Origin of the sequence: Candidatus Brocadia sinica JPN1, from assembly GCF_000949635.1 — a bacterium.
Lineage (GTDB): Bacteria > Planctomycetota > Brocadiia > Brocadiales > Brocadiaceae > Brocadia > Brocadia sinica.
The window spans coordinates 2,688,368-2,707,038 of record NZ_BAFN01000001.1 but is presented as its reverse complement, the minus strand read 5'-3'; the positions used below and the strand labels follow the sequence as shown (position 1 = coordinate 2,707,038).

Here is an 18,671-nt window from a genome sequence, read left to right as displayed (position 1 = left end):
TTCAATTGCATACACATTATCAAACGTTATATTGAAAAATATCTTCAGGTACCCCATGTAATTGTACTGATTTTGGGTTGACACACACTACCTCATGAGATAGTATACTGAGAATTAAGGAATGCTGATTTTATGAAATTTGAAGGATGTATCTGCTTCCTCTCCTGAACATCACAAGGAAGTTGATATAATGGGGTGCCTTGTAAATTTCTCGGTCGATCACTGATCAAGTATGTCATTATGTGGAAACAATGAGAAACAATCACGTACCCACCGTTACCGAAGTCGATCGAATCTCTGCAATTCAGGACCCGATCCTGCGCAACCTGCAGATCACACAGTGTTATCACGAATTGTCAGCAGTACTTTCGGAACGAACGGGTCTGAGCGCCAACTGGTGCACATTTGCAACCTGGGCATCCAAGCAAGCCGGACAGACAATTCGCAAGGAGGACCTTGTGCAATCACTGGAAAACATACTCGATACAGATCTCATAGCAACGCAGGCAGTTAGGGATATCGCCACATCCGCACAACAAGTCGGTGCAAAACGAGACACCCGGGAGATACAGGAATCAGTGTGGAAAATCTTGAATCCTTTCATAGCAATTGATCAGGCAGGCGATGCGGTGGGCAGAGGCAACAAGAAGGTCTTTGAAGAAATCGGACGCGAATTCGCCCGCTTCTTTTCAACGTGCCTACACGACGAAATGTTTGATGTCGGTAAGATAGGACGTTTCTGCGATGAACTGAGGCCCGGCGATCCGCCCGATGGCCAAAGATATTTGAGCCAGGCGTTCCCTCGGTACTATCAGTCATTCTTCGAAGACGATGCTAAAAAGCGTGCAGAACTCTATCTGCTAGCCAACATTGAAATCGGTTTTCATGAACAGACGCGTTTGCAACCTGAGATTGCAGAAGCACTTAATGCTGCCATCACCGATTACAGGCAGTTCACCCATCTCCTCATAAAGATTATTTTTCCCTCCAGAGGCTGGCCTACCCTGGTACAACGGCTTTTGATACGGCTACTTGGGAGGCTGAAGCCTTTTGACGCTGCGATCAATACGCTCATCGCCACCGCACGACAAAAAGCCCGACTGGTCATCACTGAACACTTGATGACCATTAGCCTGCCACACGAGCGGTTACAGCTGGGCAAAGACCTGAACGCTGAGTTCCCCGTTTCACTGAAAGAGATAGCAAACCCCGATCTGCGTGCCCTGCTTGAACGGATCGACCCTACACCTAACAGCCTGCACGAAACCGGTGCCGTCGATTGGGCAGACCTGCCTGATCGCTTGCATTTCATCGTCGACCTGTTCCGATGTTATCAGGAGTCGCAAGATCTTTTCGAACCACCCTTCACCCCAGAACAGGTTACTACGCTGAAATCCGGTCACTTACCTGTTGGCCAATTGTGAGTATTTGATTCCGTCCAATCGGTACGGCTTATTAAGTCCTGAAATTTGCTTTAAGCGGCCAACTTGTTTATCGAAAAAACAAATGCTTGAACGGAAAGAGAAAAAAGCCGCGATTGTGGCTAACTCCAGTCTGGCTACGCCCTCCTTCCGTTAGCCACAATCGATTTAATCTTAATTATAGCAAATATTATAAATAATACCTGACTAAAATAAACTAGGGGATTTGGTTGAGGCTCTGTTATATTAGGGAATTTCAACAACCAATAATCTATGAAAGTACTTGGAATAGAAACGTCTGGAAACATTGGCGGAATTGCAATATGCCAGGACAAGCATATTATCACTGCAAGAAATTTTAGGGGCATGCAACATGGTAAAGAATTGGTACCTGCTATCAAGAGCGCCTTGCTTGAAATCAGCTGTACACTGAAGGACATAGACCTCATTGCAGTAGATGTGGGGCCAGGCTCATATACAGGATTACGGGTAGGTGTGACCTGTGCAAAGATACTGGCCTACGCATTACAGAAACCTGTTGTTGGCGTACCTATATTCGACATTATAGCCAGGAATTACACGGCTGATTCAACACCCATTTGTCCTGTCCTTGATGCAAGACGAAACCACGTTTATGCATGTGTCTATGAGACTGCCGTTGCAAGCCGTGAACAGGGATTGGGAGGTGTTCAATGGAAAAGGGTATCTGAGTTTCTGGTGATTCAGCCAGAAAAACTTTTATCTGTCCTTCCACGACCGATAATTATTTTCGGAGACGGTGTTGCACCTTACAGAGATATATTTCATCAAAAGGACATTTTTATAGACAAAGAGGAGTGGTCAATACCAAAGGCAGAACATGTGGCTTTGTTAGGAGAAAGGATGTATGAAGCGGGATATCAATGCGAGACAGACAAATTATTGCCTCTCTATTTACGTCAAGCTGAGGCCATTGAGAAGCGTGATGGCAAGAAATAGCCATTTCAGCCACAAATTATCCCAAATAAACAGGGAAATAATCATAAAAGGGTAAAAAACTTTCCCGAAGGACCTTCTTACAACAGATTTTTAAATCGTTCTCTCACCTCATCCATTTTTCCACAGGTCATCTTTCCCTCAGGGCATTTGTCATTCACACAGCCAGGTCCTGCATCTTTAAAAATATGAGGAGAAACCTGTTTGGCCTGCCGGAGCATCTCTGTTGCAACGTTCCTTATCTCCCACTGAGCGCGGTTGCAGCAACGCATCCGAAAGAAGTGCAGCAATTCACGGGCATTCATGGTGATAATAATCTTTGTCTCTGTGGCATTCGGCAATAAAAAACGTGCATCCTCAAATGTGCTTTCTCCGCTATTGCCAAGTGTCTCCACAAGTTCATCATACCATTTCTGCAGAATACTCATCTTTTCAATAAACCATTGCTTTTTGCCTATTTTTTCGATGCTGGGTGGGACAATAAAATGAAATCCCCCTCTCTTCTTACTCTGTTGTCCCACGTATCGCTGACTCTGCTGAGAATAAGATGCTAAACGATGTCTTACCATCTGATGAGAACAGGCACGGGAGATACCTTCTACACCGAAGGTAAAGGTAACGTGTTCAATGGGCGAGAGATGTCTCATATCGGTCAGCTTTTCAATAAAATTTGCCTGGTTCTGACTTTCAATCTGCTGCTTCAGCTCATCAATAGAAGCCGGACTATAACACAGCCTGGCTGCCTTGGCCACTATTTCTTCGGGATCTGGTGTGTATCGCAATAATAGTACATGCAATTTGGATTCTGGCATAAATTTCCATTTTGAAAATTTCAATGCAGGGGTACGGTTCCCGTATCCCTACAGATTTAATATCCTCATGGTAAACAAATAGTCAAAGGGCTGCTTTTATTAATAGAGAGACTAAGGGTAAATTAAAATTCAATGCCTTTTTGTGCCTTGATTCCACTTTTGTAATGATGTTTGATCTCCCGCATTTCGGTCACCATATCTGCCAGTTCAATAATCCTGTCGTGGGCATTACGTCCTGTCAGAATTATAGTAAGCCTTTTGGGCCGTTCTTTTAATACTGATATCAGTTCCTCAACAGATAAAAGTCCATGGTCAATCATATTGTTAATCTCATCCAGGATAATGATATCATATAAATCTGAAAAGATTTCCTGCTTCGCATAATCCCAGGATACACGGGCATTTTCAAGAGTCGCTTTAGAATGTTCCTCTTTCCGTGTTTTGACAAATCCCTGTCCCAACTGGGTAATCTTGAAATCGGGTTCCAGCCGTTTTGCCGCACAAATCTCTCCTGTAAGCCACGGCCCTTTGAAAAACTGGAGCATGAGTACTTTCATACCATGTCCGGCTGCCCGCAGGCCAAGACCCAAAGCGGCCGTTGTCTTGCCTTTCCCATCACCTGTATTTACCATGAGGAGTCCGTTTTCCATAGCGCTCTCCTTATTTGTTGAATTCATTTATTATTCCACAGGTAAAAGGTTATATTAATCACAAACTAAAGTCAAGGATATTGAAGAAGCTTGATTACTAAAATAAATTGACAACTGATTATGCAATGCGTAATATCATCTTATTTCTATGGAACGCTCGTAGACATTTTTGTGTTTGTTAAAAGTAAAATGCGTATGAGAGAAAGGGGTTGTATATGTCGGAAATCAAGGAATGCGACCTGCCTGGTATAGGTAAAAAATTTACCCTGGAATTGGATTCTGGCGATAAATTGGTCGTAGTGATTCATTCTTCAGGAGAAAGAGAGGTGTTTAAATTTACCAAAGACAACGACGAGCCTACTTCCGTAACTACGCTTAGCGATGAAGAGGCACGTCAGATTGGCACCATACTCTCGGGAACATACTTCCAGCCTGTCATTGAAGACGAGCCGAAATTAATGATGAAAAACGTGACTATGGAATGGATCAAGATCGTCCCCGATTCAATACTTGCCAATAAAAAGATTGAAGAATTGGATATCAGAAAAACAACGGGAGTATCCATTACCACCATTATCAGGGGCGAAACGGTAATTCCCAATCCCTCTTCCAGCGAAATCATTAAACCCCAGGATACACTTATCATTATAGGGAATAACGAGCAGATTAAGAATTTTCTATCAACCTTTGAGATTAAACAACATTTGGGAAAATGATCGTAAATGAAAGCGTGTTATCATTAGGGATTTCCCTCATCGCCTTATTTTTTGCTGGTTTGTTGGCCGCAAAAGTCAATCAATCGCTCACGGCTGTATTCATCGTGGTGGGAATGATTCTGCAGAATTTTTTCCCCGTTACGATTATTACAGAATTTATCGCCACCCTGGGTATTATTTTTATGCTGTTTATGTTTGGTCTGGAATTTTCTGTGGGCAATTTATTTCATAACCAGCGGAAAATATTTACTACCGGGATTTACGACCTTTTCTTCAACTTTCCCATTGGTCTGCTTCTTGGCTGGATACTAGGTTACGATTTGATGCAATCCCTTTTACTCGGTGGTATTCTTTATGTCACCAGCTCTGTGATTGTGGCCAAGTCAATTATCGATTTAAAACGTTCTGCAAACCCAGAGACTGAATATATCCTTAACATTCTGATTTTTGAGGATATGTTTATAGCCCTATTCCTTGCATTTTTTGTTGGGATTCTGAATTATGGTCATATTGACACAAAGGGTACAATCATTGTTCTGCTAAAAACCTCGGCCTTTTTTCTGTTCTTTATTGTTCTCGCCAAGACTTCAAAGAAATTTATCGATAAGATTGTTGATATTGAGCATACGGAGTTATTTGTAATCCTGATTCTTTCGATTATCGTGCTTTCTGCCGGTGCTGCGTCCAAAATAGGGCTTTCTGAAGCAATAGGGGCGTTTCTTGCAGGACTTTTATTGTCGGAAACAAAACAAAGGCATCGAATTTCCGAGGCGATCAAACCCTTCCAACAATTTTCCACAGCGATTTTCTTTGTCGCATTTGGCATGTCAATCGATTATAAGCATGTGACAAACCTTATTCCGATCGGGATATTTATCTTTGTTATCTCCTCTTTCAGCAAGGTCTTTGGAGGTTATTTTATTGGCAAAAGATATCATTTGAGCAGAAAGGCAGGTTTAAGGCTTGGTTTCAGCCTCATTCCAAGAGGGGAATTTTCCATCATCTTAGCAGGAACGATTGCAATGAATCCCAATTTACCCTTTCCCCTCAAATCTCTTACAGGGGTTTACGTACTGCTCAGCGCCATTCTCGGAAGTATTATTATGAAAGAGTCCGATTGGTTTGTAAAATGGTTTATTGAAAGGAAAGAGGGGGAAACCAAACAAATTTCTGACCGGTCAGAAACGAGTTTGCCCAAATGAACAAAAATGGAAAAGATATTTTGAGTTTTGTATAATCTAACGAAAGGCCTTTTTCCCCAATTTGCGCCTCAATGACATGAAAACCTCTCTTGCCATAAGCCACTTGTCTTCAAGCGCCCACATATGAAAAGGGAGGACGCATCCACACCGTAGACAGTCAGCATAAGGGCCCATCATACACGGTTTTTTAATCTGACCCTGAGGGTCGAGACAAAAGGATACCTCTTTGAAGACGCAATTTCTCGTGACCTCTTTGCATTTATCTGATTTCATAAGCTTCAGAACAAGACTGGGCACGCCGATAAAATCCCCGTATTTGTCATCTTTTAGCCGAAGCAGTTTATCTAATATTTCATCGCGTAATTGCCAGCCTGGCCACAGGTCATCGTTTTTCAAGCCTTTTATTGGCGTATGTATTTGAAATAAACATCCCTTAACACCAACGTCTTTCCATTCCTCGATAAAATATTCAATATCCTGATAATTCATCTTATTAATTACCATCGATACATGAATTTTTAATTCAGGCCTGTTGGCATGTTTTTTTATCCTTTCATGGCAACCCTTTCCCCGAATGGTATCATGCATATCCTTTTTGCCGTCAACCGACATATAGAAGTTCACATCTGGCCAGTTGGGCAGTTCAATCGTACCATTGGTAGCCACCAGATTTGATTTGAAATATTTCATGCCGCGTTCTATTAATTCTTTTCTCAGGAGGGGTTCACCGCCAATCCAGGAACATTGATAAAATGGAAAATCTGTCTCTTTCAAGCTCTCGAGTTTATCAATCCATTCGTCATCACTGAGCTCAGGCCTCTCTTCATAGTCATGTGCATAAAAATAGCAGTGTTTACAACGCAGATTACAGCGGTTGGTAATATCAATTGATCCAATTGCGCCTTTTGGTTTGCCAAAGAGGTCAAACCTGGCAAGGTCATATAATTTAAAGAAAAATTTCGTCCTTTCTTTACCGATTTTTTGACTGGAATAATCGAATACCTTGTCTCTCAACGTCCGCTTCGGACCAATTTGTTTCTTTTCTAAAGTGTTAATCATTTTACATCAGAAAAATCAATTTTATACGTTTCCTCACTTTTTTTCGTTTTGACAACAATGGCTGTATTTGCACCTGGATTAATTTTGTCGTATCGGAAAGCGCCAATGATACCCTGTCTTTTGTCCTTATATTTCATACCAAACGCATTTTTTTCTGGCAATATAACATTCATTCCTTGTTTCAGAATAATTTGAACATCCTCCGGAGATTGAATGCCTTCTTCGGGAACGCTAACAACAACATTGAAAGTAACAGATTCTGTCATTTCTTTTAAATCCTCAGAAGTAAGAGATTGATCTTTCATAGCCTTCATGGCAGAACTTACCGCAATTTTAATATATTTGCTCATGATCAGCCCGCCTCCACCTTTGGGATATTCGCCAAAACAGGCCGGTTTTACAACAGGGCTGTCAAAAATATCTTTTCCTTTGTATTTTCCACCATATTCATTTGCCTCTTTCATCTGCTCTTGCGTTAGTTGAATGTCAAATGCACCGGACAGTGCCGGTACCCCCAATATCATTATACAAACCAGGCCAAGACACCGTTTAACAAGTTTCATGGAACACCTCCTGAATAATATTTGTGTTTCTGTCTTCCGGGTTTTTCGATCGTGCGTCCTTCTTTAATCCTCAAATAATTTCATTTCTTTCCGTGTTATCACACTAATTTTTTTCCCAAGGTTTTTCATCTCCTTAAGCCCCCCACGATTGGATGATTCACCCACTTCATCAACTAATATCTTTTTTCCATTTGCCAACCTTAAGAATACCGCATAGGTTATGTAATTATTCGGCACCGATTCCCGGACATCCTTTACAACTTCCACACTTTTTATTTTAGAAAAAGGGAAGCTATCCTCATCGTCAAAAAAAAGCGTTCTTCTTACCTTTACTACCACCTCTTCTGACTTCCCATCAATAGTAATTATCTTGAAAAAGGAACTTAATACAAGTTTGTTCGTGACATTCTTCTTCAGTGCCATTGATTTCATATACCTCCTTTTTCAATTCTATACCAAATATGTGCAATTGAATAGATCATTTACATTATCTGAATCAACGAGAGGGAATATATCACATACGATTTCGATAGTCAAAATTATTATTTTTATAACTTTTGTTCCATCTACTTGCATGAAAAGACCTTAAAAAGGCCTTCGTGCATCGTTAAGATAATATATGGGAAGTAAAAAATCAACTTAAATATCTACGAAGATTAAAGATATAATAAACAAAGCTTCCCACCCCAATGAAAACGGATGGGAAGCTTATCACGCTACTCAAAATATCTACCTGTCAACAAGATAGAGAACCCGAGAATTGATTAAAGAGGCGTTTTCATATCTATCTTGGCATTCTGTCTGAGCTGCGCTATGAGTACCTTGGCTTTTTCACTCAGGATATCTTGTTTAACATTGGGCTTTATAGTATCGAAGTTAATATCTTTCCCTTTTTTTATTTCTGTAACTTTTATGAGATGATATCCGAATTGTGTCTGTACAGGGCCACTTATCTGTCCTGTTTTTAACGCAAACGCAGCAGCAGCGAATGGCTCAACCATTTGTCCTTTTCTTTTAAAGAAACCCAAGTCTCCGCCTTTTTCTTTGGAAGGACAATCAGAATACTGCTTTGCAGCTTCTGCAAAATCTTTTCCCGCATCTATCTCTGCCTTTATTTTATTGATTTTTTCTTTAGCCTGTGCCAATTCTGTTTCCGACTTCATTTGCCGTGTATCTACCAGGACATGGCTGGCCTTTACTTCCGATTCGTCATAGGCAGACCTATTCTGCTCAAAATATGCCTTTATTTTCTGATCATCAAGGTCTTTGCCAAGATACTTTTCCAATGATAGGGATATAGTGATATCTTTCTTCAAATCGTCAATACTGCTCCCGTGGGACTCCAATACCTGCTCCAGTGTTTGACCTGCCAGACCCGGATTGGCTTTGATATCTTCCCGCACCTTATTCACTTCTGTCTCTATCTCCGTTTTGCTCGGTTCGAGCTTATTATCACGAATAAATTGCAGGATGAGCTTTTGGGTAATCAGTCCATCAAGTATCTGTTGCGTAACTGCTGGAACTTGATCTTCGCTTATCTGATTTCCGAATCTGCCGAGGACATGGTCAACGTCCTCCTGGATGATATTTTCACCATTTACTGTCGCCAGAACTTTACTTGAATCGCCCTTTCGCTTCTGGGGTGCTACTGCCTCTTTTTCTTTCGGTTCACTAGCCTTTGCCTTCGGTACAGCTTGTGCCTTTTTTGGCGGTGCAGAAGGTTTTTTTGTATCTGTTTCTGCGGCAGATACACTCAAATGAATGCACAATATTCCACCCAATAGTATCCCTATCGGTTTAACAAATCCCCTTAACATTGACTTCTCCTATAAAGAATGAAAAAATAATAAAAAGTCATTGTAATATATCCTGACTCATAATGTCAAATTACTTCTTTTTTTCTTCAATCTTGAGCATTTTCTCTGATTTTGTTATCGCCGCCGGAAGTTTCATCACTACAGCTTTTGCAATAATCAAATAACGATGATCACCTATACGCCATTTGTTAACAATTTCCGGATGATAGGCATGCATTGTCAGGAAGATTTCTTCAGAAATGCTATCATATCCACAAATCCCCGCCTGATCATCATTACGGCTATGGCTGCAAGCAACAGAGATGCGACCTTGGCAAAGGCCTTGGACCCTCCCTCACCCATAATTCGATAGATGAAATTTGACTTCAGAAGGACGACCCATACAATGACAAGATTTATTACCAGGGAAGTCACCGTTGGAATATAACCGTAGGTATCCACCGTAACAATGATCGTGGTTAACACAGCCGGACCTACAACAAGCGGGATGCCTAAGGGCACGACCCCCATCGTTGAAGTTATTGCCCTCTTTCCTTTCTCCGCAAATAGCAAATCATTGATGGCAAATACCAACAACAAAAGACCACCGGCCATTTTGAAATCGTATATTTCAATTCCCAGCACGGAAAAAATAAACTTTCCGATGGCCAGGAAGCCAACACTGACTGAAAGGGCAGTGATCACAGACTGGTTTATCGTTTTTATTTTCTGCGGCTTTTCTATCCCTTCCACCAACGACATAAAAATAGGCAATATCCCTGCCACGTCGATTGCGATAAAGAGAGGAATAAAGGCGAGCAGAAAATTATGCCAATGCTCGATGTAGAGAATTTGTAATTCTTTCATAACATTATGTCATTTCGGTAATTTTGTGTTTTCTTAACTTATTATAAAAACTGGCACGGGAAATCTGGAGTATTTTTGCGGCTTTTTCCTTGTCTGCTCCCGCCGTCTCCAGAGTATTCATAATTATTTGACGTTCAACCTGATCCATTAGTACATCGAGTGGCTTCCCGGAGAGATCCGGCGGAAAGACCATTTTTTCCTGATACAGAGGAATATCAACAGGTTCAATCATTGTCCCTCTGCAAAGGATAACTGCACGCTCAATAACATTTTCCAGTTCCCGTATATTTCCAGGCCAGGTATACGATACGAGTTTGTTTAACGCCTCACGGGAAATTCCTTCAACAGTTTTCCGGTTCTTTTTACTATGAATGGAAAGAAAATACGCAGCAAGTAGCGGGACGTCGTCTACACGTTCTCTTAAGGGTGGCAGGAAAATACGAATAACATTAAGTCTGTAGAAAAGGTCTCTGCGGAATAAGCCTTTTTCAACGTGTTCTTCCAGATTTGCATTGGTTGCTGCAATGATTCGTACATCCACTCTTATCAGCTCGTCACTCCCCACAGCCTCAAATTCACTGTCTTGCAGGACACGAAGTAATTTCGCTTGTACCGACAAAGGAATATTACCGATTTCATCCAAAAATATCGTACCATGATCAGCCGTTCTGAAACGACCGATTCTATCTTTTGTGGCACCCGTAAATGCCCCTTTTTCATGGCCGAATAGCTCACTTTCCAACAAAGTCTCAGCCAGCGCCGCACAGTCTACCTTTACAAACGGATAATCTTTACGGGCGCTGTTATAATGAATAGCCCTTGCTACCAATTCTTTACCAGTACCCGTTTCTCCCTGAACCAGGATATTTGCTTCTGTATTAGAAACATTAGATATAATTTCATATATTTTTTTAATCTTCGGGCTTTCACCAATGATATTACCAAATTTGTATTTTTCACCGAGTTCGGAACGCAACCGGTCGACCTCGCCTTCGAGACGCTGTAGTTGCAATATTTTTTCAATGACAATAATAAGCTCATCACGTTTAAACGGCTTTGTAATATAGTCAGAGGCGCCGAGTTTCATGGCTTCCACGGCATTTGTTACAGTACCGTAACTTGTCATTACGACTACGTCTATACTTGGATTTTGTTGTTTAACCCTTTTTAAAACCTCTATACCATCAATCTCTGGCATAACCAGATCCGTAAGGATAATGGCATATATGCCGTCCCTGGACACCTTTTCTATAGCTTCTTTACCACTTGTGACAACATCCGATATATAGCCTTTACTCTTCAGAAGCTCTTTACACATCTCTCCCATTGCCATATCGTCATCAACAACCAGTATCTTCTTCAAGATCCTTACCCGTCAACTGAAATGACCCTCACAGAGGCAACAATATAACGAATTTCGTCCCATTACCTACGCGGCTTTCTAATGTTATTTTCCCGTTATGGGCCAAAATGATATTTTTGCAAATTAATAATCCCAATCCCGTTCCTTTGCCAGGTTCCTTGGTTGTAAAGAAGGGCGAAAAAATATATTTTCTGTGTTCGTCGGAGATCCCGATTCCGTTGTCCTCAAAAATAATTTCGAAAGACTTCGCCTCCCTATTTACCCTGGTTTCAATAAAGACATCTCCGCCCTGAGGTAAAGCATCCACAGCATTATTTACGAGATTGAGAATTACCTGCTGAATTTGATTCCCGTCGACCAATAAAGGTGGTATCTGGTCATCAAATGTTTTATGTAATCTTATTTTATGAATTATTAAGCGATGCTCAACAAGTGAAAGTATACTATTGATTAATTGATGGATATTGCATAATTTTCTTTCATAATTGGATTTCCTTGAAAAATCCAATAGATTTCTAATCGTCTTTTGGCACTTTATTACCTGTTCAGAGATGGTTTTAACACGCCCCAGGAAATTTTTGTCCTGAATATCTTCTGCCAGTAATTCGCAATAACCGGAAATCGTGGCAAGCGGGGTATCCAATTCGTGAGCAAGGCTGGATGCAAGAAGGCCGATAGAAGCCATTTTTTCGGCTTGCAGGAGTTGATTCTGTAACGATTTGAGTTCCTCATAAGCATGCCGTAGTTCACGTACCCGCTTGCCCAGTTCCAGTCGTTGTTGCTCCCTCTCCTCTTCAAGCAATTTTCTTTCGGTAATATCTCTGAAAATTTCTACCGTATATTCTACATTACCCTCCTTATCTGTAATGGGAAATGCAAAATGTTCCATGAAGTGCTTTTTACCATCAGGTCCTATTTCCCATTTGATTGTTTGCTGTGTTTTTCCAGTCTCAAAAGCCTTTCCTGTCACACAATTTTCACACGGTGCGCTTTTTCCCCACAGTTGTGCATAACACTTGTTTCCTAACATTGTTCGCCAATTTTTCCCGACTCTCTTACTTGCAGCCTCATTAATAAATATGATTTGAAATTTCTTATCGACGATATTAATACAATCATCAATACCATCCAGGGCTGTTTGGAGAAATCTTGCCGATACATCCATTGCGTCACCTTTCCTTCTACATCTTATGGTATTAATCTGAAGCCATTCATATGAAAATTACTATAGCATAAGTCGTAATATTACCGCAATATGTAAATTTTGCCCGCTGTTTTTTCCTTGCCAAGAATCCAAAGATGATGTAGTATTTTTTGTAACCATTTTTTAATCCTCCATAACATTCAAGTCGCGTTATCAAAATCCCCGAATAAAGGGGATTCTCGCAGAATTTTACGTATCGTGATGGATTTATGATAAAAAATAGCCTTTGGAAACGGATACTCTTTGGTTATTTTGCCATTGCATTGTTTATGCTGACAATGAGTTTTTATTTAATCTTTCGTCTCAATCACCTCAATAAGGTTACTGACTCGATTATGAGATCTGATATTCCGTCCATTGAGAATGGAGAAAAGCTCGTGGATAACCTTCTTGAACAGGTGAGAAATAAAAAAAAATACCTCATTACTAATGACAGCGCCTTTTTAGATCTCTTTGACAAGAAGAAAAAAGAATTTCAGGAGAGGCTTAAATTGCTGGAAGCATCCATAACGAATCGGGAAAAAGGAGCATTATTAAATCAGATAAAGGAACTGCACAAAAGATATCTTTCCATGGTTTCCAAAGAAATCATCCTGGTGGGTAAGGAGGAGATTTTCCAGCCTGATACCCGTTATGAAGATGAAAAAGAAAAAACACTCGACCTTCTTACCGAATCTATTAATAAGCTAACGCTTACCACCCAGGCAGAATTAATAAATAAAATTGGACTTTTTCAAAGAATCGGATACAAGTCGGCCAAGATATCCCTTGTCATAATTCTTTTTGCCGTTCTCTTTGGAGCAATTTGTGCCTATTTTTTTACCCGCAGTGTCTGTGCTCCCATAAAGATTCTGAAGGATGCTACAGACCGTATTGCCCAGGGAGATTTAGATTATCGGATTGAAGTTACATCAAACGATGAAATCGGTACTCTGGGAACAGCCTTTAATCAAATGTGTGACAAACTCGAAGAGATGGACCAATTGAAAACAGAGTTTGTTTCCAATGTCTCTCACAACCTGAAAACTCCTTTAACGGCTATCCGTGAGGCCAACGATCTCTTGTTGGAAAAAATTGCCGGTCCAATATCCGACTCACAAATGAAACTCCTGAACATTACCAAAGAAGAAACTCTTCGGCTTACCATGATGATTAATGACCTGTTAGACATTTCTCGAATCGAAGCAGGATTGATGAGATACAATTTCCAGTACTCGAACATTCAGGATATTATACGAAAGAGTGCGGATGCAATACGCTTTCTAGCGGAAAGTAAAAATATCAGTATTCATCATGCACATGGAGGCTTTTTGCCAAAAATCCTGCTCGATAGTGACAAAATTGCACAGGTAATGGATAATCTTCTAAGCAATGCCATTAAATTTACTCCATCAGGAGGTGATATTACAATCCGTGTAACTGAAGTTGCGTCCGGTAACGTTTCCCATTTTTTTGCAGAACAAAATCGACTGAATAACGTACATTCTTTTGTCAGGGTCAGCCTTTCAGACACAGGAATTGGGATACCGGCCGAATGTCATAAAAAGATCTTCGACAAATTTCAACAGGTTAATAACAAAGGAAAAGGCGGCATGAAAGGAACAGGGTTAGGCCTTTCTATTGTAAAGCATATTGTACTTGACCACGGTGGTGATATTTGGGTAGAAAGTAATGCAGGAAAGGGCAGCACCTTCCATTTCACGCTTCCCTGCAGGTACGATTACGCCTTACAACAGTGTTAGGGAAATCATTTACATAGTATATGAATTTTCATTTATTTAACTTCAAATTGAAAACCTATTAGAACCAAAAACAGTGGATATTTTACCTATGAAAAAAAACTACTTTTTCCCATTCTTTTTTCTTTCTGTATTTATCCAAAGCACAGGTTGCGTCTGCATGACCCATAAAGAATTTTGTGCTAGAAATGAAGAAATCACAACCATTAAACTTGACCTTCAACTCAAGGAAAAAACTATTACCGAGCTATTAGACCGCCTTTCTCAGAAAGATCAGGAGATTGGAAAACTCACTGACGAACTTCGTTTTGCTCAAATAACGATTGAAGATCTCAAAAACGATATAGAAAAACTCCGGGAAGTGGATGTACAAGTAGAGGAGAAGAAGGAGGAGGTTAGTAATAGTATTGAAGAAACGATTCCGGCAAATATCCCTGAGGTAACCTTGGGAACTGAATCAGTGACTCTCGAAAAATAAAAAAACGAATAATTTGTAGCATAGTAAGCCATGTCAGGCGAAAAGATACTGGTCATAGACGACGATCTAAATATCCTGGAAGTTATCCGTATGCGGTTAAAGGCATGGGGTTATTACGTTATTGTTGCCAGGAACGGTGAGGAGGCAAAGTCAGCATTATCCGCTACTTCCTTTAATCTTGTCATCATTGACTTACGATTGTCTGAAGAAAATGGGATTGAACTTATGGAAGGAATCATACGGTATCATCCAAATATTCCCGTTATTATCCTAACTGCTCACGGAAGTATCGAAAGTGCTGTCGAAGCCATGAGAAAGGGGGCATACAGCTACATAACCAAACCATTTCATAATGAAGACCTGTCGCTTCATATTAAAAATGCCCTTGAAAAGCACTATCTAACCAAAGAAATCGAACATCTCAGAAGCCAGCTTGATGAGCAGCACAAATTTAAGCACATTATTGGCAAAGATAAACGAATGCAGGAAATCCTGGACCGCGTATCCATGATTGCCAAAACAGACTGTATAGTTTCAGTTTACGGTGAAAGCGGCACAGGGAAGGAACTCATTGCGCGGGCCATTCATTACAACAGCGATCGTCTAAAATATCCTTTTGTAGCCATAAACTGCGGGACTGTTCCGGAGGAAACATTGGAAGAAGAACTCTTTGGACACATACGAGGCCACAAGGATGCTCATGAAAAAAAAGAAGGGCTTTTCATACAAGCTGACGGAGGCACCATTTTTTTGGATGAGATCGGCACTATCTCATCTTCCTTGCAGACAAAGCTTTTGGAGGTATTACAAGAAGGGGTAATTAAGCCCGTTGGCGGCACAAAGAGCATGAAGACCAATGTACGGGTCATTGTCGCTTCCAATACGGACATGCAAAAGGCGGTGAATGACGGAACGTTTCGTAAAGACTTATTTTACAAAATCCACGTTGTACCCATTTATATCCCGCCTTTACGTGAACGGAGGGACGATATCCCTTTGCTAGCCACTTACTTTCTGACTGGATTTTGTAAGGTGCTCAAGAAAGATATCATCGGATTTACCCCTGCCGCCATTCAAAGGATGATACTTTATGATTGGCCTGGCAATGTACGCGAGTTACAAAACAAGATTGAACACGCCATCATCACAACCAATAAAAACATTATTGCAACAGAGGATATCTTTACCAGCGCAAATATCCTGAAAAATACCTTTAATTCATACAAAGATGCCAAGGAAAGATTTGAACGCGAATACATTGAAAATCTCTTGAAAATAAGTAAAGGAAATATTTCAACTGCCTCAAAAATGGCAAAACGATACAGAGCAGATATTTATAAACTGATTAAAAAATACAATCTTAACCCTGAAAATTATAAAAACGGATTAACCAAGGCAAATACCGGAAGGATGTGGACGTAATCAATGATGGAGGCCGCTATCTGAAATAAGTGGGAATGTATGAAAAACGTATATCATTCGGAATGATATCATGCGGAGCGAGGCTGAAGTGTGATCGAACGCCCCACATGCCGAAATTTTAAACAGAAACTTGTACCGCCTCTTTTATCGATTTCTAACCTTTTCCAGAGAAAACGGCGATAAATCCGCTGGAATCGTTTCCTCTACCCGACGTATGCCTTGCCTACCTTTTAATAACATAAGACTGACCACTGCTTTAATTATCGATTTGGATTTATCATAGGTCATCAATATCTTGACTATAAAGTACAACTTTACCATAATTATCATCGTCAGAGGTGATGCAAAAAATATTGCCTTCGTCTTTGACATCTCTATAGCGAGATATGGTGCTGCAGATCCCAGTAAAAAGATCATTGTTGCAAACGTGGCGAGGAAAATGAGCCCTATTTTCACCGACATAAATATAACGGCACATTTCACGAAAAAAGATTTATGTGTTTCCTTAAAATTATGAAGATATGCAAAAAGTTGCATCAATTTTTCCGGCAAAAGAGTAACTCTTTTTGAATTTTTCATGATTATCGTACACAACATAACAAATTCCTTTCTTACCAAATACGCATCTAATGAGTTTGCTGCACATCTGTGTCAGCAAACCGGTGACTATATTGCTTGTTGTAATACTCCATAAACTCACCGTTCTTTATCCGTTTCCACCATACCTGATTATTCCTGTACCAATGGATTGTGTCACTCAGACCATTTTCAAATTTTATCCGTGGTTTCCATCCCAGAAGCATTAGCTTGCTACAATCCAGGGCATAACGTCTGTCATGTCCTTCCCTATCTTTGACGTGTTCTATCAATGACCTTGGTTTTTTGAGTTCATCCAGGATAAGGTGCGCTGTGTCAATATTATATCGTTCATTTCCTCCGCCGATATTATACACCTCACCGTCCTGCCCATGATTCATTATAAAATCAATACCTGCACAATGATCTTCAACATGAATCCAATCCCTTATCTGCCTTCCATCGCCATAAAGGGGTAGTTTTTTATCCTCCAATGCATTTGTGATAAAGAGCGGAATGAATTTCTCAGGATGTTGATTAGTACCGTAATTGTTGGATGCTCTGGTAATGATGATTGGTAGTTTATACGTCACCCAATAAGCGTAAGCCAGCCTATCTCCTCCGGCTTTACTTGCAGAATAAGGATTACTGGGATTTAGGGCATCCGTCTCCTTAAACGCACCTTGATGGGCTGTCCCATAAACTTCGTCGGTAGATATCTGAATAAACTTTTTTAAACTGAAACGTCTCGATGCTTCGAGCAGAACAAAAACACCCTTCATATCAGTATCAATGAAGTTACTTGCGCTGCGAATACTTCGGTCTACGTGTGATTCAGCAGCAAAATTGGCAATTGTGTCAATATTTTCCTCTACAAAGATATGCTCTACGAATTCCTGATTCCCGATGTCACCTTTGTAAAATTTAAACTGTTGAGACATCTTTGGATCTTCAATAATATCTTTAAGATTTTCGAGATTTCCCGCATAGGTCAACTTATCAAGCACCGCTACCCGCTTGCCTTGATTAATCATTCGGCGGACGAAGTGACTTCCGATAAATCCCGCACCACCAGTAATAAGAATTGTCATAAATACCTTAACTCTTCAGACACAAAGGCATAAAAACACAAAGATAAAATAAATCCACTGATTCTTTTGTCCCTAATATCTTCATGGCTGAATAATCATATAAAAATTTCATTTACTTCAATATTCAGTTCGAGTTTGTCAAAAAAACAGATGATGGTATTTGTAACTCGCACGAATAATTTTTTTGGTTACTGCTATACTATATTACGAAATATTATACCAAAATGAAAATTTTTCATGCTATCTTTTTTAGAGACAAAATAAAAATCCCCCTGCATTTCCATTCCAACTGATGGAAAACCAAGGGGATTTTCTATTCCTTAAAATAATTTTTATTTATTGGCCAGCTTGAGCCACGTATCGGCTCGCCTGAGGATTGCCATCGCCTTTTCTTTCTCTTCGGCGTTTCCTCCGCTGGATAGCGTCTTTTCCGCAGTATCCTTTTCAGCGCGTGCCTTTTCAACGTTCACTTCGCCTTCCGTAACACATGCATCAGTCAGAACAACGACATTGTTTGCCATGACCTCCAAAAACCCCCTATCAAGTGCAAACCGTATTGTCTTGTTATTTGTGTCACCAACCGTCAAAATACTCGTTTGTAATTCCGTAATCAATGGTGCATGGTCTGCTAGGACGCCAAAGGAACCCTCCGTCCCATCGGCAGAGATACTCTGAACCGAATTACTATAAACAACTTTTTCAGGTGTAATAATCTCTAGTTTGAATGTTTTAGCCAT

The 18,671-nt window shown here is 40.4% G+C and carries 20 protein-coding genes; 7 read left to right on the top strand and 13 right to left on the bottom strand.

What is annotated here, in order from left to right; genetic code table 11:
* Positions 1-251 precede the first annotated feature (251 nt).
* Together BROSI_RS12280 and tsaB are read left to right on the top strand one after the other, a co-directional pair.
* Entirely contained in the window at positions 252-1,424 is a 1,173-nt protein-coding gene (locus BROSI_RS12280; RefSeq protein WP_052564089.1) for a hypothetical protein, read from the top strand.
* Between the two features lie 270 nt (positions 1,425-1,694).
* Positions 1,695-2,399 (top strand): tRNA (adenosine(37)-N6)-threonylcarbamoyltransferase complex dimerization subunit type 1 TsaB, encoded by a 705-nt coding sequence (gene tsaB, locus BROSI_RS12275; RefSeq protein WP_052564088.1) that lies wholly within the window; start codon positions 1,695-1,697, stop codon positions 2,397-2,399.
* A 77-nt stretch (positions 2,400-2,476) separates the two neighbouring features.
* Here tsaB and thyX read toward each other — a convergent pair whose 3' ends face one another.
* Positions 2,477-3,208 carry an FAD-dependent thymidylate synthase gene (gene thyX, locus BROSI_RS12270; RefSeq protein ID WP_052564087.1) on the bottom strand — a complete coding sequence of 244 codons (732 nt, stop codon included), beginning with the start codon at positions 3,206-3,208 and terminating at the stop codon, positions 2,477-2,479.
* Positions 3,209-3,330: 122 nt separating this feature from the next.
* Positions 3,331-3,858: a cob(I)yrinic acid a,c-diamide adenosyltransferase gene (gene cobO, locus BROSI_RS12265; RefSeq protein ID WP_052564086.1), complete on the bottom strand. Its 528-nt coding sequence runs from the start codon at positions 3,856-3,858 to the stop codon at positions 3,331-3,333.
* A gap of 215 nt (positions 3,859-4,073) precedes the next feature.
* On the opposite strand from cobO, the gene BROSI_RS12260 reads away from it, so the two are divergent.
* Together BROSI_RS12260 and BROSI_RS12255 are read left to right on the top strand one after the other, a co-directional pair.
* Positions 4,074-4,574, top strand: coding sequence for a cation:proton antiporter regulatory subunit (locus BROSI_RS12260; RefSeq protein WP_052564085.1), 501 nt, complete (start codon positions 4,074-4,076; stop codon positions 4,572-4,574).
* A complete protein-coding gene (locus BROSI_RS12255) occupies positions 4,571-5,776 on the top strand; it encodes a cation:proton antiporter (protein WP_052564084.1) in 1,206 nt (401 codons plus the stop codon). The genes BROSI_RS12260 and BROSI_RS12255 overlap by 4 nt, the downstream gene beginning before the upstream one ends.
* Positions 5,777-5,812: 36 nt before the next feature.
* Here BROSI_RS12255 and BROSI_RS12250 read toward each other — a convergent pair whose 3' ends face one another.
* The 8 genes from BROSI_RS12250 to BROSI_RS12220 all read right to left on the bottom strand — a co-directional run bounded on the left by BROSI_RS12250 (position 5,813) and on the right by BROSI_RS12220 (position 12,589).
* Positions 5,813-6,835: a radical SAM protein gene (locus BROSI_RS12250; protein ID WP_052564083.1), complete on the bottom strand. Its 1,023-nt coding sequence runs from the start codon at positions 6,833-6,835 to the stop codon at positions 5,813-5,815.
* Positions 6,832-7,398, bottom strand: a complete 567-nt coding sequence (locus tag BROSI_RS12245) for a hypothetical protein (RefSeq protein WP_052564082.1) — start codon at positions 7,396-7,398, stop codon at positions 6,832-6,834. The genes BROSI_RS12250 and BROSI_RS12245 overlap by 4 nt, the downstream gene beginning before the upstream one ends.
* A 63-nt stretch (positions 7,399-7,461) precedes the next feature.
* Positions 7,462-7,821 carry a hypothetical protein gene (locus BROSI_RS12240; RefSeq protein WP_157842513.1) on the bottom strand — a complete coding sequence of 120 codons (360 nt, stop codon included), beginning with the start codon at positions 7,819-7,821 and terminating at the stop codon, positions 7,462-7,464.
* Positions 7,822-8,162: 341 nt separating this feature from the next.
* Positions 8,163-9,215 carry a peptidylprolyl isomerase gene (locus tag BROSI_RS12235; protein ID WP_052564080.1) on the bottom strand — a complete coding sequence of 351 codons (1,053 nt, stop codon included), beginning with the start codon at positions 9,213-9,215 and terminating at the stop codon, positions 8,163-8,165.
* 70 nt (positions 9,216-9,285) lie between these two features.
* Entirely contained in the window at positions 9,286-9,432 is a 147-nt protein-coding gene (locus BROSI_RS19915) for a hypothetical protein (protein ID WP_157842512.1), read from the bottom strand.
* Between the two features lie 2 nt (positions 9,433-9,434).
* On the bottom strand, positions 9,435-10,061 hold the full coding sequence (locus BROSI_RS12230; protein ID WP_052564079.1) for a MarC family protein: 627 nt from the start codon (positions 10,059-10,061) through the stop codon (positions 9,435-9,437).
* A 4-nt stretch (positions 10,062-10,065) separates the two neighbouring features.
* Positions 10,066-11,424, bottom strand: coding sequence for a sigma-54-dependent transcriptional regulator (locus tag BROSI_RS12225; RefSeq protein WP_052564078.1), 1,359 nt, complete (start codon positions 11,422-11,424; stop codon positions 10,066-10,068).
* Between the two features lie 28 nt (positions 11,425-11,452).
* Positions 11,453-12,589: an ATP-binding protein gene (locus BROSI_RS12220; RefSeq protein ID WP_052564077.1), complete on the bottom strand. Its 1,137-nt coding sequence runs from the start codon at positions 12,587-12,589 to the stop codon at positions 11,453-11,455.
* 248 nt (positions 12,590-12,837) lie between these two features.
* Here BROSI_RS12220 and BROSI_RS12215 point away from each other — a divergent pair, with 248 nt between their 5' ends.
* From BROSI_RS12215 to BROSI_RS12205, 3 genes are all read left to right on the top strand, one after another.
* Positions 12,838-14,370: a sensor histidine kinase gene (locus BROSI_RS12215; protein ID WP_052564076.1), complete on the top strand. Its 1,533-nt coding sequence runs from the start codon at positions 12,838-12,840 to the stop codon at positions 14,368-14,370.
* Positions 14,371-14,527: 157 nt separating this feature from the next.
* The gene (locus BROSI_RS12210) at positions 14,528-14,845 is read left to right on the top strand and encodes a hypothetical protein (RefSeq protein ID WP_230400682.1); all 318 of its coding nucleotides are present in this window, start codon (positions 14,528-14,530) and stop codon (positions 14,843-14,845) included.
* A 30-nt stretch (positions 14,846-14,875) separates the two neighbouring features.
* Positions 14,876-16,267 (top strand): sigma-54-dependent transcriptional regulator, encoded by a 1,392-nt coding sequence (locus BROSI_RS12205; protein ID WP_052564074.1) that lies wholly within the window; start codon positions 14,876-14,878, stop codon positions 16,265-16,267.
* A 144-nt stretch (positions 16,268-16,411) separates the two neighbouring features.
* On the opposite strand, the gene BROSI_RS12200 is transcribed toward BROSI_RS12205, so the two are convergent.
* From BROSI_RS12200 to atpC, 3 genes are all read right to left on the bottom strand, one after another.
* Positions 16,412-16,864, bottom strand: coding sequence for a hypothetical protein (locus BROSI_RS12200; RefSeq protein ID WP_052564073.1), 453 nt, complete (start codon positions 16,862-16,864; stop codon positions 16,412-16,414).
* A gap of 29 nt (positions 16,865-16,893) precedes the next feature.
* The gene (gene rfbB, locus BROSI_RS12195) at positions 16,894-17,934 is read right to left on the bottom strand and encodes a dTDP-glucose 4,6-dehydratase (RefSeq protein ID WP_052564072.1); all 1,041 of its coding nucleotides are present in this window, start codon (positions 17,932-17,934) and stop codon (positions 16,894-16,896) included.
* Between the two features lie 332 nt (positions 17,935-18,266).
* Positions 18,267-18,671 carry an ATP synthase F1 subunit epsilon gene (gene atpC / locus BROSI_RS12190; RefSeq protein WP_157842511.1) on the bottom strand — a complete coding sequence of 135 codons (405 nt, stop codon included), beginning with the start codon at positions 18,669-18,671 and terminating at the stop codon, positions 18,267-18,269.

What these genes read in the sequence shown, in the direction of transcription:
- BROSI_RS12230 (WP_052564079.1), bottom strand. Translation starts at nt 10,061, where the DNA reads ATGAAAGAATTACAAATTCTCTACATCGAGCATTGGCATAATTTTCTG.
- BROSI_RS12240 (WP_157842513.1), bottom strand. Translation starts at nt 7,821, where the DNA reads ATGGCACTGAAGAAGAATGTCACGAACAAACTTGTATTAAGTTCCTTT.
- BROSI_RS19915 (WP_157842512.1), bottom strand. Translation starts at nt 9,432, where the DNA reads ATGCATGCCTATCATCCGGAAATTGTTAACAAATGGCGTATAGGTGAT.
- cobO (WP_052564086.1), bottom strand. Translation starts at nt 3,858, where the DNA reads ATGGAAAACGGACTCCTCATGGTAAATACAGGTGATGGGAAAGGCAAG.
- thyX (WP_052564087.1), bottom strand. Translation starts at nt 3,208, where the DNA reads ATGCCAGAATCCAAATTGCATGTACTATTATTGCGATACACACCAGAT.
- atpC (WP_157842511.1), bottom strand. Translation starts at nt 18,671, where the DNA reads ATGGCTAAAACATTCAAACTAGAGATTATTACACCTGAAAAAGTTGTT.
- BROSI_RS12280 (WP_052564089.1), top strand. Translation starts at nt 252, where the DNA reads ATGAGAAACAATCACGTACCCACCGTTACCGAAGTCGATCGAATCTCT.
- tsaB (WP_052564088.1), top strand. Translation starts at nt 1,695, where the DNA reads ATGAAAGTACTTGGAATAGAAACGTCTGGAAACATTGGCGGAATTGCA.
- BROSI_RS12245 (WP_052564082.1), bottom strand. Translation starts at nt 7,398, where the DNA reads ATGAAACTTGTTAAACGGTGTCTTGGCCTGGTTTGTATAATGATATTG.
- BROSI_RS12215 (WP_052564076.1), top strand. Translation starts at nt 12,838, where the DNA reads ATGATAAAAAATAGCCTTTGGAAACGGATACTCTTTGGTTATTTTGCC.
- BROSI_RS12210 (WP_230400682.1), top strand. Translation starts at nt 14,528, where the DNA reads ATGACCCATAAAGAATTTTGTGCTAGAAATGAAGAAATCACAACCATT.
- BROSI_RS12205 (WP_052564074.1), top strand. Translation starts at nt 14,876, where the DNA reads ATGTCAGGCGAAAAGATACTGGTCATAGACGACGATCTAAATATCCTG.
- BROSI_RS12250 (WP_052564083.1), bottom strand. Translation starts at nt 6,835, where the DNA reads ATGATTAACACTTTAGAAAAGAAACAAATTGGTCCGAAGCGGACGTTG.
- rfbB (WP_052564072.1), bottom strand. Translation starts at nt 17,934, where the DNA reads ATGACAATTCTTATTACTGGTGGTGCGGGATTTATCGGAAGTCACTTC.
- BROSI_RS12220 (WP_052564077.1), bottom strand. Translation starts at nt 12,589, where the DNA reads ATGGATGTATCGGCAAGATTTCTCCAAACAGCCCTGGATGGTATTGAT.
- BROSI_RS12235 (WP_052564080.1), bottom strand. Translation starts at nt 9,215, where the DNA reads ATGTTAAGGGGATTTGTTAAACCGATAGGGATACTATTGGGTGGAATA.
- BROSI_RS12200 (WP_052564073.1), bottom strand. Translation starts at nt 16,864, where the DNA reads ATGTTGTGTACGATAATCATGAAAAATTCAAAAAGAGTTACTCTTTTG.
- BROSI_RS12260 (WP_052564085.1), top strand. Translation starts at nt 4,074, where the DNA reads ATGTCGGAAATCAAGGAATGCGACCTGCCTGGTATAGGTAAAAAATTT.
- BROSI_RS12255 (WP_052564084.1), top strand. Translation starts at nt 4,571, where the DNA reads ATGATCGTAAATGAAAGCGTGTTATCATTAGGGATTTCCCTCATCGCC.